Annotated in this window: 15 protein-coding genes; 8 read left to right on the top strand and 7 right to left on the bottom strand. The window is 41.0% G+C overall.

The features are described from left to right. Positions 1–255: 255 nt before the first annotated feature. From IPJ86_02085 to rpmA, 4 genes are all read left to right on the top strand, one after another. On the top strand, positions 256–1,521 hold the full coding sequence (locus tag IPJ86_02085; GenBank protein MBK7886117.1) for a DEAD/DEAH box helicase: 1,266 nt from the start codon (positions 256–258) through the stop codon (positions 1,519–1,521). An 8-nt stretch (positions 1,522–1,529) separates the two neighbouring features. Further along, the gene (locus IPJ86_02080; GenBank protein MBK7886116.1) at positions 1,530–2,408 is read left to right on the top strand and encodes an EamA family transporter; all 879 of its coding nucleotides are present in this window, start codon (positions 1,530–1,532) and stop codon (positions 2,406–2,408) included. 415 nt (positions 2,409–2,823) lie between these two features. Next, a complete protein-coding gene (gene rplU, locus IPJ86_02075; GenBank protein ID MBK7886115.1) occupies positions 2,824–3,135 on the top strand; it encodes a 50S ribosomal protein L21 in 312 nt (103 codons plus the stop codon). A gap of 29 nt (positions 3,136–3,164) precedes the next feature. Next, positions 3,165–3,437: a 50S ribosomal protein L27 gene (rpmA, locus tag IPJ86_02070; GenBank protein ID MBK7886114.1), complete on the top strand. Its 273-nt coding sequence runs from the start codon at positions 3,165–3,167 to the stop codon at positions 3,435–3,437. 597 nt (positions 3,438–4,034) lie between these two features. Here the strand turns inward: rpmA and IPJ86_02065 are convergent. From IPJ86_02065 to IPJ86_02035, 7 genes are all read right to left on the bottom strand, one after another. Beyond that, the gene (locus IPJ86_02065; protein ID MBK7886113.1) at positions 4,035–4,898 is read right to left on the bottom strand and encodes a hypothetical protein; all 864 of its coding nucleotides are present in this window, start codon (positions 4,896–4,898) and stop codon (positions 4,035–4,037) included. Positions 4,899–5,040: 142 nt separating this feature from the next. Further along, positions 5,041–8,472 carry an efflux RND transporter permease subunit gene (locus tag IPJ86_02060; protein ID MBK7886112.1) on the bottom strand — a complete coding sequence of 1,144 codons (3,432 nt, stop codon included), beginning with the start codon at positions 8,470–8,472 and terminating at the stop codon, positions 5,041–5,043. 44 nt (positions 8,473–8,516) lie between these two features. Further along, positions 8,517–9,620, bottom strand: coding sequence for an efflux RND transporter periplasmic adaptor subunit (locus IPJ86_02055; protein MBK7886111.1), 1,104 nt, complete (start codon positions 9,618–9,620; stop codon positions 8,517–8,519). A gap of 28 nt (positions 9,621–9,648) precedes the next feature. Next, entirely contained in the window at positions 9,649–10,977 is a 1,329-nt protein-coding gene (locus IPJ86_02050) for a TolC family protein (protein MBK7886110.1), read from the bottom strand. Between the two features lie 122 nt (positions 10,978–11,099). Beyond that, positions 11,100–11,726: a TetR/AcrR family transcriptional regulator gene (locus IPJ86_02045; protein ID MBK7886109.1), complete on the bottom strand. Its 627-nt coding sequence runs from the start codon at positions 11,724–11,726 to the stop codon at positions 11,100–11,102. A gap of 170 nt (positions 11,727–11,896) precedes the next feature. Next, entirely contained in the window at positions 11,897–12,241 is a 345-nt protein-coding gene (locus IPJ86_02040; GenBank protein ID MBK7886108.1) for a twin-arginine translocase TatA/TatE family subunit, read from the bottom strand. A 340-nt stretch (positions 12,242–12,581) separates the two neighbouring features. Beyond that, the gene (locus tag IPJ86_02035) at positions 12,582–14,231 is read right to left on the bottom strand and encodes an alkaline phosphatase family protein (GenBank protein ID MBK7886107.1); all 1,650 of its coding nucleotides are present in this window, start codon (positions 14,229–14,231) and stop codon (positions 12,582–12,584) included. A 420-nt stretch (positions 14,232–14,651) separates the two neighbouring features. On the opposite strand from IPJ86_02035, the gene IPJ86_02030 reads away from it, so the two are divergent. From IPJ86_02030 to IPJ86_02015, 4 genes are read left to right on the top strand one after another with little or no spacing between them, the layout of a single operon-like run. Then, complete coding sequence (locus IPJ86_02030; GenBank protein ID MBK7886106.1) at positions 14,652–15,239, top strand: hypothetical protein; 588 nt, start codon at positions 14,652–14,654, stop codon at positions 15,237–15,239. Further along, a complete protein-coding gene (locus IPJ86_02025) occupies positions 15,236–15,667 on the top strand; it encodes a cytochrome-c peroxidase (protein ID MBK7886105.1) in 432 nt (143 codons plus the stop codon). The genes IPJ86_02030 and IPJ86_02025 overlap by 4 nt, the downstream gene beginning before the upstream one ends. After that, positions 15,655–16,023, top strand: coding sequence for a hypothetical protein (locus IPJ86_02020; GenBank protein MBK7886104.1), 369 nt, complete (start codon positions 15,655–15,657; stop codon positions 16,021–16,023). The genes IPJ86_02025 and IPJ86_02020 overlap by 13 nt, the downstream gene beginning before the upstream one ends. Positions 16,024–16,079: 56 nt before the next feature. Beyond that, entirely contained in the window at positions 16,080–16,298 is a 219-nt protein-coding gene (locus IPJ86_02015) for a hypothetical protein (protein MBK7886103.1), read from the top strand. Positions 16,299–16,339 lie beyond the last annotated feature (41 nt).

Genomic DNA, 16,339 nt, shown 5'->3' with positions numbered 1-16,339 from the left:
TAAAACAAGATTTCCAAATTTCATGTTTTTTATTAAATTCCGGAAAAGAATAGGTTCAGAAGGCACTCGTTCCAAAAAGGAGGGGTGATGCCGGTTTTAATTGGTGGTTTTATCAAAAAACAGAATTTGGCAGTTGGTCACTTTATAATCTAGCGAAAGGAAAATTTTCACCATCTTCCTTTTGCCTACTTTTGTCCTGTGGAATCTTTCAAACATTTTAAGCTGAATCGACAGTTACTTGATGCAGTGGCTGATATGGGTTATTCAGCGCCGACTGCTATCCAGCAGAAAGCGATACCTGCGATTTTAGGCGGTCAGGATGTGCTGGGCATTGCACAAACAGGGACGGGGAAAACGGCGGCTTATCTATTGCCCTTGCTGCGTGTTTTGAATTATGCGCAGGGGAAGGATGCCAGAGCTTTGATCATTGTTCCCACCCGTGAGTTAAGTATTCAGGTAGGAAAATCCATTGCTGACCTCGGTAAATACACCGATTTACGCCATGCAGTTGTTTTTGGCGGACATGGCACGAAGGAGCAGATAGCATCAATTGAAGCGGGGATAGATATTTTGGTAGCGAGTCCGGGGAGATACCTCGATTTATACCTGCAGGGACATATTAACGCCCGGAAACTAAAGCATCTCGTACTCGATGAAGCAGAGCGCTTGATGGATAAGAGTTTTATCGGACAATTTCACCGCATACTGGAAACCATGCCGCAGAAAAAGCAGAATATGATGTTCTCTGCCACCATGTCGGAGCTGGTGATGAAAATTTCAGGTGATTTGCTCGATTTTCCGGTGGTCATCAACATTAAGCCGGATATGAAAACAGCCGATACCGTGAGTCAGGGCTTTTTCGCGGTTCCTAATTTGAGGACGAAACTCAATTTACTCGTGACACTCCTGAACGACGAAGCCACATTTTATAAGGTCATTGTATTTTGCAAAACGAAAACCATCGCCTCCAATACCGGAAAGTATTTACAACGATTGTATGGAGAAGAAAATGTGCTGGTCATTCATGGAAATAAAACGCAACAGACGCGAATCAATTCCATGCTGCGGTTTAGGAATGAAAATGTCAGAATATTAATAACAACTGATCTTGCAGCGAGAGGGTTGGATGTGCCGGATGTGAGTCATGTCATCAATTTTGATATCCCCATCATCTATGAAGATTATGTACATCGGATAGGCAGAACCGGTAGAGCCTTTCTTACCGGACATAGTCTCACCTTTGTCAACATGGCGGATGAATACCATCTTAAAAAAATTGAAAAACTTATCGGACAAAAAATTCCTGAATTGCCCATACCGGAAGGACTGGAAATACCCGAGACCGGATATGAAGAACAACAGGAATTACTACGGGAGATAGACCGGCAGAAGCGAAAAGAAAATCCGGATTTTCGAGGGGCTTTTCATGAAAAGAAGGTGCCGGCAACGGGAGGAGAGAGAAGTAAGTCGAAGATGCCCGGAAAAATTGCGGCAAAGAAAGCAGGAGGGAAGCGAAAGTGAGACGGTTTTTGAGTGTAAAATGGCTCATGCTTTTTTCATTGGCCTTGATTTGGGGAAGTTCATTTATCCTCATGAAAAGAGGACTTACCGCTTTTCGTCCCGATCAGGTCGCATCCATTCGCATGTTAGTAGCTTGTCTGGCCTCATTGCCACTTGCCTTTTCACGGCTCCGACATATTAAATGGGAGAGTGCAAAATACATGGCTGTTGTCGGCATCGTGGGGAGTGGGATACCTGCTTTTCTCTTTGCAACAGCACAAACACGTATCTCCTCTTATCTGGCGGGGATGTTAAATGCATTAACTCCGGTCTTCACGCTCATATTGGGTTCACTGTTTTTTCACTCGAAGTTTACCGGACGGCAAATTGCAGGAGTAATGATAGGATTTATTGGTGCTGCCGGATTGGTCTTCGTTCGCTCGGGAGGAGGGTTAAGTGCAGATGCCGGTTTTGCCTTTTTGATTGTAATTGCTACTTGCTGTTACGGGATCAGTGTAAATACTATTAAGACCTTTTTGTCCGGGCAGGATACCTTATTGATTTCATCCGTGTCTTTATTGGCGGTTGGAATTCCGTATGGGATCTATTTATTTACCACTGATTTTGTGGAACGCCTTTTTACCCTACCAGAGGCCGGGGTAGCCTTCGCGAGTCTGGCCACCTTATCCATCTTCGGAACAGCCTTATCGAATATCCTTTATTTTCAATTAGTTAAAACTGCCGGACCCTTATTCGCCTCGGCAGTAACCTACCTGATGCCCGTGATCGCATTAGCCTGGGGAATGGCAGATGGGGAGACCTTACATCCGATCCATTTATTCGCCATGCTGGCGATCCTTGCCGGAGTAGGATTGATTAGCTGGAAAGGACGGCGGGTTTCCGGCTGAGAGCTACCGGCTTCCGGCTACGGGCTTCCGGCTTTCGGCTACGGGTTATCGGCTTCCGGCTACCTGCTGTGACTATCAGATTTGTTTATTTAGGAAGTCTCTATATTTATCTTTAGCAATTACTATTACTTATAACTCACCGCTCAAAGCTATTTAGGCCGAAAGCTGGAGGCTGGTAGCCGATAGCCGCCTGCCGCTTGGATCTTACTATCACAATAATCCCTTTCTCGATTTAACCGGCACCTTCCTACCCCTAAAAAGCCGGAAGCCGGCAGCCGGCAGCCGGCAGCAAAAAGTCATAACTTACTGAAGATAAAAACAATAAGTTGAAAATACTTTTCTTCACAACCTTTTGTTAATTCCGTATTGATACACTATCTTTGCCCTCCCTTTTAGGGAAATAAGCTCAAATAACATGTACGCTATAGTAAATATCGCCGGTCAGCAGTTTAAAGTTCAGGAAAATAAACCTGTCTATGTTCACCGTATTGACGCCAACGAAGGAGACGCACTGAAATTCGATCAGGTTCTGCTGGTAGATAACAATGGTTCTGTAACCGTAGGAGCACCGCTCATTAGCGGAGCAGCAGTCACTGCGAAAGTAATTTCTCATCTGAAGGGTGATAAGGTGCTTGTCTTTAAAAAGAAACGTCGTAAGGGATATCAGAAGATGAACGGTCATCGTCAGGCGCTTACAAAAATTCAAATTGAAACAATCTCTGCTTAATTCATTAAGTAATAAAAAGTAAATAGAACATGGCACATAAGAAAGGCGTCGGTAGTTCGAAGAACGGACGTGAATCACATAGCAAGCGACTGGGCATTAAAATTTTCGGCGGACAAAGAGTAATTGCCGGAAACATTATCGTGCGTCAGCGTGGTACCAAGCATCATCCCGGTGCTAATGTTGGTATTGGAAAAGATCATACCCTTTTTGCATTGATTGATGGAACAGTGATGTTCCGTAAACGTACAGATGATAAATCATTTGTTTACGTAAAACCATTCGAAGCATCCGCGGAAGCTTAATTGAATATTTACATATCCCAAAACTGCCTCGTACATCACGGGGCATTTTTTTTTGGAAATACATTCTCTCTACCTTTTCGTCAAATCTTTTCATTGTAGGGCGTGGTTGCTTTGCTTTAAGATGAAATGTTCTTGTTTGTTAAACAATATGCAGAACTGTTTGTCAGGAAAGGATGTCGCATCTACGATGCTATAATCCTGTCGCATCTACGATGCTATAATCCTGTCGCTCCTACGGAGCTACCCATTTTTCGCATCTACGATGTCCCCTAATTGGTCAAATGATGTCGAGGAATATGAATTTAAAATCACCTGTTCTCTCAGGAATAAATGTAATCCGTAAATATTTGCCTTCGATGGCCCCGTAGGGGTCAAATTATTATAGACCCGGGGAAGATTTGTAGGTTGATTAGATTGGTGTGGACTGAGCGCAGCGAAGTCCACACGTATTAGGTACCCGGAAGGTTTAATTGAACAATAAAAAAATTAAGTGCGGTAAAATAAAAAAATCAAATTATTTAAAACGTATTCTTCCTGAACTTAACCGACATTTACTTCACCTATGCCATCCATCTGCAATATGATTTAAATTCGCCACTACAATTTCCAACTCGAAATAAATATCGAACGCTTATTAAATCCACTGATACCAAATATTTTTTCCTGCTTAATGTTAGTGCAATAATCAAAGCGGGCAGGCTCGGAATTGGCTTCGAGAGCAGCATTAACAACTACTTTATTCTGACTGGTGTTTTCATAAATTAAATTGTAAAAGCGATCATAGTAAACAACAGCTTTGTTAGCGTCGTTCACCAATAGAATTTTACTTTTTGGAGTGAGATTATCCGACAACCATATGTCTTCTTTCTTCATATTCGCATAAGTTTTATGGTTGTTTATTTTCTTGATGTAATTGTAATGTGCCTGATAAATGAATCCATTATTATAATTCAAATAGAGATTGTAGGAGTAAGTGAAGCGTGTGAAATAAAAATCCTGTAAATAATCATTGTTGCTATAGTACGTGGGAATGGATGGTAGTTCAAAATGTTTGTAATAATGATTGAGTTGTGTAAACCAATCTTCAGGTTTTGAATACGGCAAGGTTTCCAGTTTTTTATATTTGAAATTGTAGCGATAGATACTTTGCTCATTGTTGTCCATGATGAGTAAATTATCGTATTCGTCAAATTCCAATGCACGGACACATTTATCATTCGGTAATTTGATGCTATCGGTTTGTACTCCTGTTGCCGAAAAAATATACACATAGGGTCTGGAGCAGGCATTGAAGGCGATGTTCTCTTTGGAGTCGGCTGCAATCTTGAAACTATAACCCGATGGTCCTTCTACCTTTTCCGTGGGTATGGTAAATATTTCAGTACGAATTAAGCGTCCTTCCTGTGCTGAACCGGTGGCGGCATGGAGGAGGATGGAGAGCAACAATATGACTTTTTTCACAGGTGCAAAGAAAGTGAAAAATGTATCTCCCGGGAAGGTTCAGCGTTTAGATTTGGAAGGGACCGACAGCATAAAAAATCCGGCGTCAACTGGATGAGCGCCGGATTTTCAAATAAATATTTTCTCTGAGCCGATAGGATTCCTATTTGGAAGCGATCAGTTCAGGATCAATGGTATGATTACTTTTTTGATTATTTTCTATTGGTTCACCTTTCACCCTTTTCAGGAATCTATTCCATCTTTCACGCATTCTGTCCGTCATTAAATACATCACCGGCACCAGTATAAGTGTCAGGAAGGTGGCGAAGGATAAGCCGAAGATCATGGTCCAGGAGAGAGGTCCCCAGAAAGCGACACTGTCTCCTCCAAAGAAGAGATGTGGATTTCCTGTAGTCAGTAATAATTCGAAGTCGATGTTTAAGCCTACAGCCAATGGAATAAGTCCAAGCATGGTAGCACAGGCGGTCAGGAGTACAGGTGTCATCCTTGTTCTTCCGGCTTCTATGATGGCATCCCAGGTATTGTACCCCTGTTCTTTGAGCAGGTCAGTGAATTCCACGAGGAGAATTCCATTCCGGACAACAATTCCTGCTAATGCGACAATACCGATTCCCATCATGATCGTGGATACCGTCATGCCTGTAATCGCGTAACCAAAAAATACCCCGATCATACTGAAAATAATTTCTGTAAGGATAATGATCGGTTTACTCAGGGAGTTAAATTGTGTTACCAATATCAGGAAGATGAGTCCCAGTGAAACAAGCATCGCAGTGCCGAGGAAGCTCATGGTTTCCGCCTGCTCTTCTGTTTGTCCCGTCATTTTTATTTCAACACCATCAGGCACCGGAAAGGCATCTACTTTTTTCTGTACGCTGGTCACCACTCCATTGGGATCATAGCCGGTAAGTACATTGGAGTTAACGGTAATCACGCGTTTCTGGTTGATGCGTTTGATCCCGCCATAAGTGCTGGAGTATTTTATTTCGCAGAAGGCGGATAAAGGCACCTGTCTTACCACTCCTCCCATATTCATATCACGGAAAGTAATCTTGGTGTTCTTTAAGGCGTCAACGTTAGTGCGCTGGTCATATTCGTAACGTAACTGAATCGGGTATTCATCATTATCATCTCTGAATTTACTCACTTCATTTCCAAAAACGGCGTTACGGATTTCCATCCCGATTTGTGCCGTGCTGATTCCCTCACGGTTGGCACGTTCACGATCAATGATAAATACAATCTCCGGTTTGCTGGTTTCAAAGTCGGATTTCAATTGCTCAACACCAGGAACATCTTCCTGTACCAGATAGCGTTTCAGTGCTTCAGAAGATTTTACAATGTCTTCGAATTTATCTCCTCTTACTTCGATGTTGATGGGCTTACCAACCGGTGGTCCACCCTGCTCCTGATCTACAGAGATCTCAACACCTGGAATACCCTTAACGGATTCGCGGATGTCGGTCAGATATTTTTTGGAAGAAACCCCATCACGGTCGCTGAATTTTTTGAAAGCAACAGTGATCTTGGCTTTATGAGGCTGCACGCTGGGATCAAATTCATTGGCGTCATTCGTACCTACGGCAACGTTAGTGATTACTGAAGTGACGATCGGGTTGTTGGGGCCCAAAGCTTTGGTCACCCTTGCTTCAACCAGCTTTGCTATACTATCGGTAGTTGCCTGGTCTGTTCCGATAGGCGCTTTGATATAAGCATAGATAAAGTTCGGATCACTGGAAGGGAAGAAAACAAATTCATTTCTACCAAAGATCATGGCGAACAAAGACACGAAAAAGAGAAGAATCGTAGAGAAGATTAAAGTCTTTGGTCGGTGCAATGCCCATTCCAGTTTTTTCGCGTACCAATCTTTGAAGCGTGGCCATCTTTCTTCCTGGAATTTCCAGATGACACGCTGTAAGTAAAAATGGTTTAAGAAATTAAATCCGATAGTGAGCAACATCAGATTTCCGAAAGCATGTCCGCCACCCAGATGAAAGAGCGCACTCAGTGCTACCAGGACGATCGTACTTACCTTCAGTCCGCGCGTCATCTTCGGATGCTTGATATGTTCTTCGTCATGCGGTTTCATGAATTGGACTGCAAAAACAGGATTGATGATATAGGCTACAAGCAATGATGCCAGCAAGGTCACGATTAGGGTGATCGGAAGATAGTACATGAACTCACCAATGGTACCGGTCCAGAAGGCCAGGGGGATAAAAGGTGCGAGTGTGGTTAATGTTCCACTCAATACAGGAAGGAAGACTTCTCCGGCTGCAATTTTGGCGGCTTCTTTGATATTTCTTTTTCCATTGGCATAAATACGATGGGTGTTTTCGATGACCACAATCGCATCATCTACTACAATTCCCAGCGCCAGCAGGAAGGCGAAGAGTACAATCATGTTCATCGTAAAACCTATGGCCGGCATGAAGAGGAAGGCAATAAACATCGATAGTGGCACACTGGACGCCACAAAGAAGGCGTTGGTGGTTCCCATGAAGAACATTAAAATAAACAGTACTAAAATGAAACCAATGATAATGGTATTTATTAAGTCGTGTAATGTCGTTCTGGTCTGATCGCTTTGATCACCGGTCAAAGTGACTTTGAGATTTTGTGGCAGATCTTTTTCCTGCATGAGGGTAACGATATCCTTGATTTTATCTGTGGCTTCAATCAGATTATAACCGGTACGCTTTACTACATTCAAAGTGATCACATTTTTTCCATCCAAACGCGCAAAACTTTCCTGTTCTTTATAGGTGTCGCGTACATCTGCAATATCTTTTAAATAGACCGCTGCTCCGGATGCTCCTGCAATAATAATGTTCCTCACCTGATTGATATCCTTGAATTCTCCCTTTACACCAATCGTTCTTCTGATACCATCAGTAGAAACGGTACCACCTGAAATCGACATGTTTTCATAGGCAATTGCTCTTTCAATATCACCCAAGGCGATCTGAGCGGCCTGCATTTTATACATGTCCACATTGATCTGTATCTCACGGTCGAGAGCGCCTACCATTTCTACCCTACTGATTTCTTTCAGACTTTCAATTTTATCCTTGATATCATCCGCATAATTCTTCAGCTTGTTTAATTCCATGTCTCCGGATAAATTAATAAAGAGGATGGGGATTTCACTGAAGTTGATATCGGTAATAGAAGGTTCCTGTTTGAGATCATTGGGTAAATCAGAACGTGCTTTATCTACAGCATCTTTCACCCGTTGTTTCGCGATAGCTACCGGAACATCGGTATTGAATTCAACAATAACGCTGGTAAAATCCTGAACAGAGTTACTGGTGATTTTTTTCACGCCGGTAGCGCCCTTCACTTGCTTCTCAATGGGTTTGGCAATCAGATTTTCCATATCCGCAGGTGATGTTCCGGGATGCACCACGCTGACGAAGATTTGAGGCAGGGAGATGTCAGGAAAATTTTCTTTCGGCAAACTATTGTAAGCCATTATTCCCGCCAATGTAATGATTACAGTGAGGATGAATATGGTGGTCTTGTTATCAATAGCCCAACTGCTGGGCTTGAATTCTTTGAAGACGTCTTTCATAACATTAGGAAGTTTTAAAAATGAGATGTATAATTATTGTTGGATCAAAGGTTAATTTTTTGTCCGTCGATAAGGTCCTGGTAACCGCTGGATATGACCATGTCTCCGGCATTTAATCCTTCGAGGATTTCAAGTTTTCCGTCATAGTTTAAACCTGTTTTAACCATTTGCTTTTTTGCTTTTCCGCTTTCAGCAACGAAAAGATAACTACCTTCCGGAGTATTTTGCACAATGGCAAGTGGCAATGCAATGGCTTTATCTGATTTGTAATCTGCAATACGAACAATGGCTACCTGATTGGGATGCAGAGATGCCTCTTTGCCGGACATGTTTACTTCAACACGGAAAGTTCTGTTAATGGGATCAATTACTTTCCCTGCGTAGGTGATAGTAGCCTTTGTAGTAATCTTCTGATCAGGAAAATACACTTCTACAGGATCTCCTTTTTCTACTTTAGAAATATAAGCTTCGGCAACTTCGGCCTGTACTTTTAATTTTGAAAAGTTCACCACACGCAAGCCGGGCATTCCCGGAGAAAAGGCTTGTCCCACTTTCAAATCCACAATATCTACCGATCCGTTGATGGGAGACTTTATACGCGTCATCTCCAACTGCTGACGAACTGTCGCCATTTTTCGATCAATAGATTCAAGATTATTTTTTGCTTGCAGGTATTGTATTTCAGTTCCGATTTTCTGATCCCATAAGGATTTCTGTTTTTGAAAGAGGGTATTTGCAAATTCTCTCGCACTTTGCAGTTCTTCCAGACTTTTCATATACACATTGCTTTCCAGCTCCGCTAACACGGTTCCGGAATTTACTCTGTCACCGGCTTTTACAAAAATTTTAGAGATCGTACCGGGTGTTTCAGGACTAACCATTACATTATCTTCGCCCTCTACCTTCGCCTGAACTTCTATCAGATGACTGAATGGACCAAATTCCACTTTGGTGATAGCCACATCGCGACCGGGTTCTTTCTTCCCATCACCACTTTTAGCCAGTTCGGCCTCCAAAGTGGCGATCTTATCTTTAATTTCACTTTGTTGTTGTTTTAAATTTTCAAGTTCAGCTTTTTTATCGGGACTCCCGCAAGCTGTCATCAGAATCGCGATGGCGAAAGGAATTATATAGGTAAGATGTTTCATGTCTTATTTTAAATTGGTGCTATTATGATTAATAATTGATTTGTCCGCTCGCTTTATCCAGATCGATACGAGCAATGATGGTATCGTAGAGTGTATTGAAGAAATTGGCATCTGCTTCACGTAAGGAACTTTCTGCATCAACAACCTCCAGACTTGATCCGACACCATTGTCATATTTTATTTTTGCAACCCGGGCGATTTCGTTTGCGAGTTCTTTATTTTTCTTAACGATTACCAGACTTGAAGTATAGTTTTGGAAATTAATTTTCGCCGACTCCAGTTCCAGGGCGTAGCTGTTTTTCATCAGGTCCATCGCGTTTTCCACTTTTTGCAAAGTCAACTTTGATTGAGAAATCTTCGAACTTTTTTGCAACCCATCCCATATAGGAATTGATAATTTTAAACCAATCAAAGATGTAGGGAACCAGCGCAATCCGGAATCAAAAATATCAAACTGATTTCGCGCATTGTTGTAACTGAAACTACCAAATGCCACCAGTCCGGGTAAATACATCGACTTATACCTTTTTACATCCAATTCCTGAAGGCGTTTATTCACCGACATCACTTCATACTCCGGCCTGTTTGCAAGATTTACATTTTCCGGAATGGTAGTGTTTTTAAGAGCGATTTCTTCCAGCTTATCACTAAGCTTTATTTCCTGTCCGGCAGGGAAACTCATCTGGAATTTTAGCAAAGTATAGCTAATACTCTTATATCGTAGAATTTTTTCCTTTTCCACCATCAGGTTATTGTAGGTGAGTTCTATGCGATCAACATCTATTTTTTCTACAAAACCATTTTCATAATAAGCTTTTGTATCACTTAACAATTTTACCACACGTTCTAGATTCGCATCAATGATTTCCATTCTTGCTTCGGCCACCAGCGCTCCATAATAGGCTTTGCTAACATTCACCGCTGTCTCCGTTCGGGTTTGTTTGCTTTGCTTACGACTCAGTTCACGATAAGTCTTGCTTGCTTGCAGACCTACCATATAGCTGCCATCAAACAATAACTGGGAGATAGAAACTCCGGCAGAAGCACTGTATTGCTGACCGAACTGGACCGGAAAGAAAGTTCCAGGCTCTCCATCAAAGAATTCTCCGGGTACAAAGCTCACCGGAATATCCAGAAAGTTATTGAGTTCAGCGCTTCCATTAATCTGAGGGGTACCGGCTCCAATTAATTCATTGATTTTCTTATTGGCAATTTCTTCTTCAATCAACGCATTTTTTACGGCTGAGTGATTGGCAAGCGCATAGTCAATGGCTTGTTGCAGGCTGAAGGTGCTGTCCTGGGCCTGTAGGCTTCCAATAAAGAAACTGAGCAGGAATAAAGTCAGGAGTTTTTTCATAGATGATTTATTTGGGAGTGCAAATTTCATATTATTTATGAAATGGCGTTAATATATTGAATGAAATGTTGAATTATTTTGCTGAGACGTTTTTACAGACATTGAATTGTATTAAATTAAAGTTAATCTTCTTCTTCGATGAGCTGTTTATGTTTATTAATCAATTTATGGCCTTTCAACGTACATATTCCATACAGGTAATGTTCCAGCAACTGAATGGTCACATCATGAAGGTTGTATTTATCTGCAGGGTAGAAGAGGGGATTCATACCCAATTCAATTTCTTCCAATCGAAGACGAGCCAGTATTTTTATACTGAAGTCCGTACGGTATAATCCTTGTTCCCTTCCCTTTTCCAAATTCCTGATGATCTGGTGAAGTACCTTTTCTTCTTTAAATTTTCTAAAAATCTGCCATGCTTCCGGATGATACCTTTGCATATCATAAAATACATTCGGATTAACAGTGGCAAACACACTACTCATATAATGCATTGTATGCAGGATCTCTTCAATAGCATTTTTGGAAGCTTTTTCAAATTCATCAAACTTTAATTCGTGCTCACCCATTCCGCTTTCTATAACAGAAACGACTATTTTATTTTTGTCTTCGTAATGCTGATATAATGTCTTTTTGGAAACACCAAGATGTCGGGCGATATCGTCCATCGTTACATTCTTAATTCCAAACCGGCAGAATAACTCATCCGCTCCTTTTAAAATCCTATTTTCTGATTTGAATAAACTCATTTTTTAATATTGGGTACAAAACTATGGAAACTATTGATGCAAAAAACGTTTCCAATGTATATTTTGTTTATCCATAAGGACGATTTAGCGATAAATCGCTGACTATTAGGTAGAAAAAAAAGAAACAAAGACAATTTAAGATGATTTAGAAACTCCTCTGAAAAATATATTTAGCGTGCCGCTGACCTTTCTTCCGGTGCGATGGGGGGTAAATCCGGTTGCTTTATTTCAGGGGAAGTTGCCAAGGTGACGTTATCGGATGCAGGTGGGGTTTCCAATTTCATTTTTTCTTCCACGGCTAAAACATTCGCTTGTTTTTCTACCTCATGCATTCCCTGCTTGATTTCTGATTGCACCCCATTCATAGCATCTTTAAATTGACGAATTCCTGATCCTAAACCACGAGCCAAACTGGGTATATTCTTCGACCCAAAAAAGAGCAGCACAAAGAGCATAATGACCACCAATTCTCCACCCCCTATACTTTCCAGAAACAGAATAATTGCCGTCATCATCCCACAAAAATAAGTACAATCTTCAAAGTATTACTATCTACAAATAAATAATTCAGTCAATAATGCTTCCATCCGCTTCAATATCCAGATATTTCCCTTAAATCTGTTAACCTCGTTCTTATTTCTATACACTATGATAAGAATCAATATTAATCCATTTTTCGGGAGGTCCCATCTCCTTAAGGAGATTTACGCTTGCGATCAAATCTTCAATTAACCCATCTTCAAATCTTCAAATCAACCCATCTTCAAATCAACTCATCTTCAAATCTTCAAATCAACCCATCTTCAAATCAAATCCCATCTTCAAATCTTCAAATCAACCCATTTTCAAATTAAGTTATTTTACCAACGCATTAATCTTTTTACCGGTACATCCATTCGGAAGCGTAATGTTTAACAGAAAGGATAGAGTAGGCGCGATATCTGTAATATTGACCTCGTCTGCAGTTGCACCCGCGGGAATATGCCATCCATACCAAAGCAAAGGCACATGTGCATCATAAGGATAAGGGCTACCATGTGTCGTACCCTGAGTTCCATCTCCGCCGTACAAGGGATCCGTCCATCCGGGAGAAAATAACAGGCAAACATTTCCACTTCTTCCTGTGTGAAATCCTTTTTGAATACGGTTGCGAAAAAGCTCATTATATTCTTCCTCTTGTAAATTGCAGGCAGTCACTATATCCATGATACCGGTAATTGATTTTCGTAGAAAATTGCCAAGTTCGCGCTCAATAGTGCAAACTGAAAGTTTATCTTGCAGGATGAGGGCTTCATCGAGATGAACCTGATCATTGATATAGCATTGTAAGTACTCCGGTTTGCCATATTTCTCTTTGAGGAAGTAGCGAATGGTATCCTTGATAATTGTGGGATTGGAAAAACCGGCGGCCAGCTTATGGTCCAGCATGTGTTTAGGATTTTCCATGCAGGCATGATCAGCAGTCATGAATAACAAATAAGCGCCCTGCCCAATTCGGTTATCCAGAAACGTTAGTAAGTCAGCGATGTCGCGATCAAGACGGATGTAGGTATCTTCCGTTTCAATAGCGTTGGGTCCGAACTGATGTCCTACATAATCTGTCGCTGAAAAACTGACGCAAAGGAAATCGGGAATGCTGTCCGCCCCCATCTTTTCTCCCAGGATCGCAGACAATGCAAAATCCTTGGTCAGTGTATTGCCAAAGGGAGTTCTCCTTACCAGATCATAACCTATTCCTTTGAGTGCGGGCAGGTCATGAGGAAATACAGGCTTCGCTTCTCCTCTAAAAGCGGCTTCATAAGGACTATCATCAGGATCACTTTCATAATATTCTTTTATAGGCAAGGCAGTATTCCAGGGTTTAGAGAGATATTGTTCCGGCCATTTTCGATCATTGAATTCATGCGACCATTTCGGGAGATCGTTCCGGTACCAGGAGCTGGTAATCCAGTTTCCACTTTTTCCATCGTACCAATAAGCAGCATCTGCACTGCGTCCGGCAGGCAAGATGGCGCCACGGTCTTTGAGTGAGATTCCAATAACTTTTGCCTTCATCTGTGTGGACAAACGCAATTGATCGGTTAGGGTAGTTGTTAGTAAACGATGAGGAGACATCATGCCTTCTTTGCCTTCTTTGCCTTCTCCACCTACAGCTCTGACAGAAGTGTCCTGTGTGCAATACACAGTATCCATCGCCAATTGATCGTACCAGTCATTACCTGTTATACCATGTAAGGATGGTGTTGTTCCGGTATAAATACTCGCATGACCCGGACCTGTATAAGTGGGTGCATAATTGAACTGAGTATTCCGGCAATAAAATCCGCTTTTTAAAATTCTCTTGAATCCGCTATCACCAAATTTGTTATTGTATCTCGTAAGGTAATCCGGACGCATTTGGTCAATAACAATTCCAACAATTAATTTTGGCCGGGAAGTAATCTGCGACTGACCATCTAACAGAAAAGGAAAAATTAGCAAGATCAGAATGATAATGTTTCTCATAATACAAATGTATGGAAACTTTGAAAGTGAACCTGTGTTTTATTCAATTAATGCGAATGAATAAATTGTTAATTATTTCTCATAGTAAAAGGCAATCTTTATTTTGCAAAGGATGAATTAATTAAAGTGGAACTAACCGGACTGGTGTTTCTTTTGACTGTAACATTTGTTTCATAATATACTCGAAATGTATAAAATTCGGTTAGCAACTATATTTTATCAGCTTTAATTATGACCGGCGTCATTTTAACTACTGTTCTACCTCGCTTACTTTTGTAAAAACACGTATCATGAAAAAGTATCTTGCACTTTACCTTCTGCTGATCATTTCTTCTTGTAAAAAAGGATGATGAACCAGTACCCGTTGATACAAACACCCTCTCCCTTAATCTCAGTTTTAAAGCGGGTAGTTCATCGTTATTGTTTGATACAATAGCGTATGTAAATGCTGCCGGAAATCAATACAGTGTTTCTCGCCTGCAGTTTTATATATCCAATATACAGTTGATAAAATCGGATAGCTCTTTGGTAGATATTTCGGCTTATAGTTATGTAGATGCAAGAGAGATCACCACATTAAAGATCGCCAACACCATTCCTGTAACCGGTCAGTTTATCGGAATGAAATTGCAGATTGGTCTTGATTCATCACATAATATAAGCAATGCTCTTCCTGCAACCAATGAAAATATTAATATGGCCTGGCCGGATATGATGGGAGGAGGCTATCATTTCATGAAACTGGAAGGATCCTATGTAAGCGGTCTCAGTTTTCCCGGATATGCGATGCACATCGGTCGGAATGAATATCTGGTTAATTGTAGCATCAGTCATACTTTTACACTGAATAAAGGAAATAACGAAATGGATTTAGTAATGGATATCAATGAGTGGTATGCCAATCCTTCGGTATATGATTTTGATATAGATGGTAATTACTCAATGGGCGTCATGGCGGCAATGATGAAATTACAAATGAATGGTAGTGATATATTTATACTTCAATGAAAAGAAAGAGCTACACCTTACTAATTCTTCTGATAATTACAGGTATTATTCATTCCTGTAAGAAGGATACAAAAAGTGATTCTGTAAGTACAACTCCTTATAATTTGGTGGTGCCTTCGGGTTTTCCGCCTCCAAATATTCCTATAGGTAATCCTTTGACCGTGGAGGGCATCGAACTCGGCCACCATTTATTTTATGATCCTATCCTTTCATCAAACGGATTAAGTTGTTCTTCTTGTCACTTGGCAAGTAAAGCGTATTCTGTACCGGTTTTTGTGACCGGAATTGGAGACAGTATTAGTGTTTTACCAATTATGAATCTTGCTTTTAATCCTAATTTTACGTGGAATGGACAATTTCCGACTACCGAATCGGTTTGTATGTTGGACTTTGAACCTCCTTTTTTAATACTAATATGGATACTTTAGTTGAGCGGCTTGAGGCCAATAACAAATACAAGAACATGTTTTTCCGTTCTTTTGGAAACAATTCTTTTCGTTCAATGAGCGATCTTGAACTGAAATCAAAAATTGTTGCTGCTATTGGACAATTTATAAGAACCCTTACCAGCTCCAATTCAAAATTTGACCGTTATTTGAATCATACAGAAAATCTCACTTCTTCAGAGCTATCAGGAATGGCTATATTTTTTACTGAACAGGGAGATTGTTTTCATTGTCACGGTGGTCCACTTATGACCAGCAATGCCATCACGAACATTGGTCTTGATAGTATACCAGCCGGCCAGGATAGGGGAAATACAATTACACCGGCAATATTCTAGATGATGGAAAGTTTAGTATTCCTTCGTTAAGAAACGTTGCGCTTACCGCTCCTTATATGCACGATGGCCGTTTTCAGACATTGGAAGAAGTCGTAGATTTTTACAATAGTGGCGTTCACCAGACTTCTCCCAATATTGATCCGATCATGACAAAGGCATTCAAGGAATTTGGTTTGCAACTGACGCCGTTTGAAAAGCAATGTCTCGTAGATTTCCTCAAGACATTTACGGATACCGCTTTTGTGAACAATCCGAACTATCAGCAACCGAATTGAAAGATGAGCTGTTAAACAGGAGTTGAATTCTTTGCCGCTGC

The sequence above is a fragment of the Bacteroidota bacterium genome (assembly GCA_016713925.1).
In the GTDB taxonomy this organism is placed as follows: domain Bacteria; phylum Bacteroidota; class Bacteroidia; order AKYH767-A; family OLB10; genus JAJTFW01.
This window is presented reverse-complemented; position numbering and strand designations above follow the sequence as displayed.

Excerpts from the sequence above, each read along its gene's own strand:
- IPJ86_02085 (MBK7886117.1), top strand. The coding sequence starts at position 256 with ATGGGTTATTCAGCGCCGACTGCTATCCAGCAGAAAGCGATACCTGCG.
- rplU (MBK7886115.1), top strand. The coding sequence starts at position 2,824 with ATGTACGCTATAGTAAATATCGCCGGTCAGCAGTTTAAAGTTCAGGAA.
- rpmA (MBK7886114.1), top strand. The coding sequence starts at position 3,165 with ATGGCACATAAGAAAGGCGTCGGTAGTTCGAAGAACGGACGTGAATCA.
- IPJ86_02060 (MBK7886112.1), bottom strand. The coding sequence starts at position 8,472 with ATGAAAGACGTCTTCAAAGAATTCAAGCCCAGCAGTTGGGCTATTGAT.
- IPJ86_02055 (MBK7886111.1), bottom strand. The coding sequence starts at position 9,620 with ATGAAACATCTTACCTATATAATTCCTTTCGCCATCGCGATTCTGATG.
- IPJ86_02050 (MBK7886110.1), bottom strand. The coding sequence starts at position 10,977 with ATGAAAAAACTCCTGACTTTATTCCTGCTCAGTTTCTTTATTGGAAGC.
- IPJ86_02045 (MBK7886109.1), bottom strand. The coding sequence starts at position 11,726 with ATGAGTTTATTCAAATCAGAAAATAGGATTTTAAAAGGAGCGGATGAG.
- IPJ86_02040 (MBK7886108.1), bottom strand. The coding sequence starts at position 12,241 with ATGATGACGGCAATTATTCTGTTTCTGGAAAGTATAGGGGGTGGAGAA.
- IPJ86_02035 (MBK7886107.1), bottom strand. The coding sequence starts at position 14,231 with ATGAGAAACATTATCATTCTGATCTTGCTAATTTTTCCTTTTCTGTTA.
- IPJ86_02025 (MBK7886105.1), top strand. The coding sequence starts at position 15,236 with ATGAAAAGAAAGAGCTACACCTTACTAATTCTTCTGATAATTACAGGT.
- IPJ86_02020 (MBK7886104.1), top strand. The coding sequence starts at position 15,655 with ATGGATACTTTAGTTGAGCGGCTTGAGGCCAATAACAAATACAAGAAC.
- IPJ86_02015 (MBK7886103.1), top strand. The coding sequence starts at position 16,080 with ATGCACGATGGCCGTTTTCAGACATTGGAAGAAGTCGTAGATTTTTAC.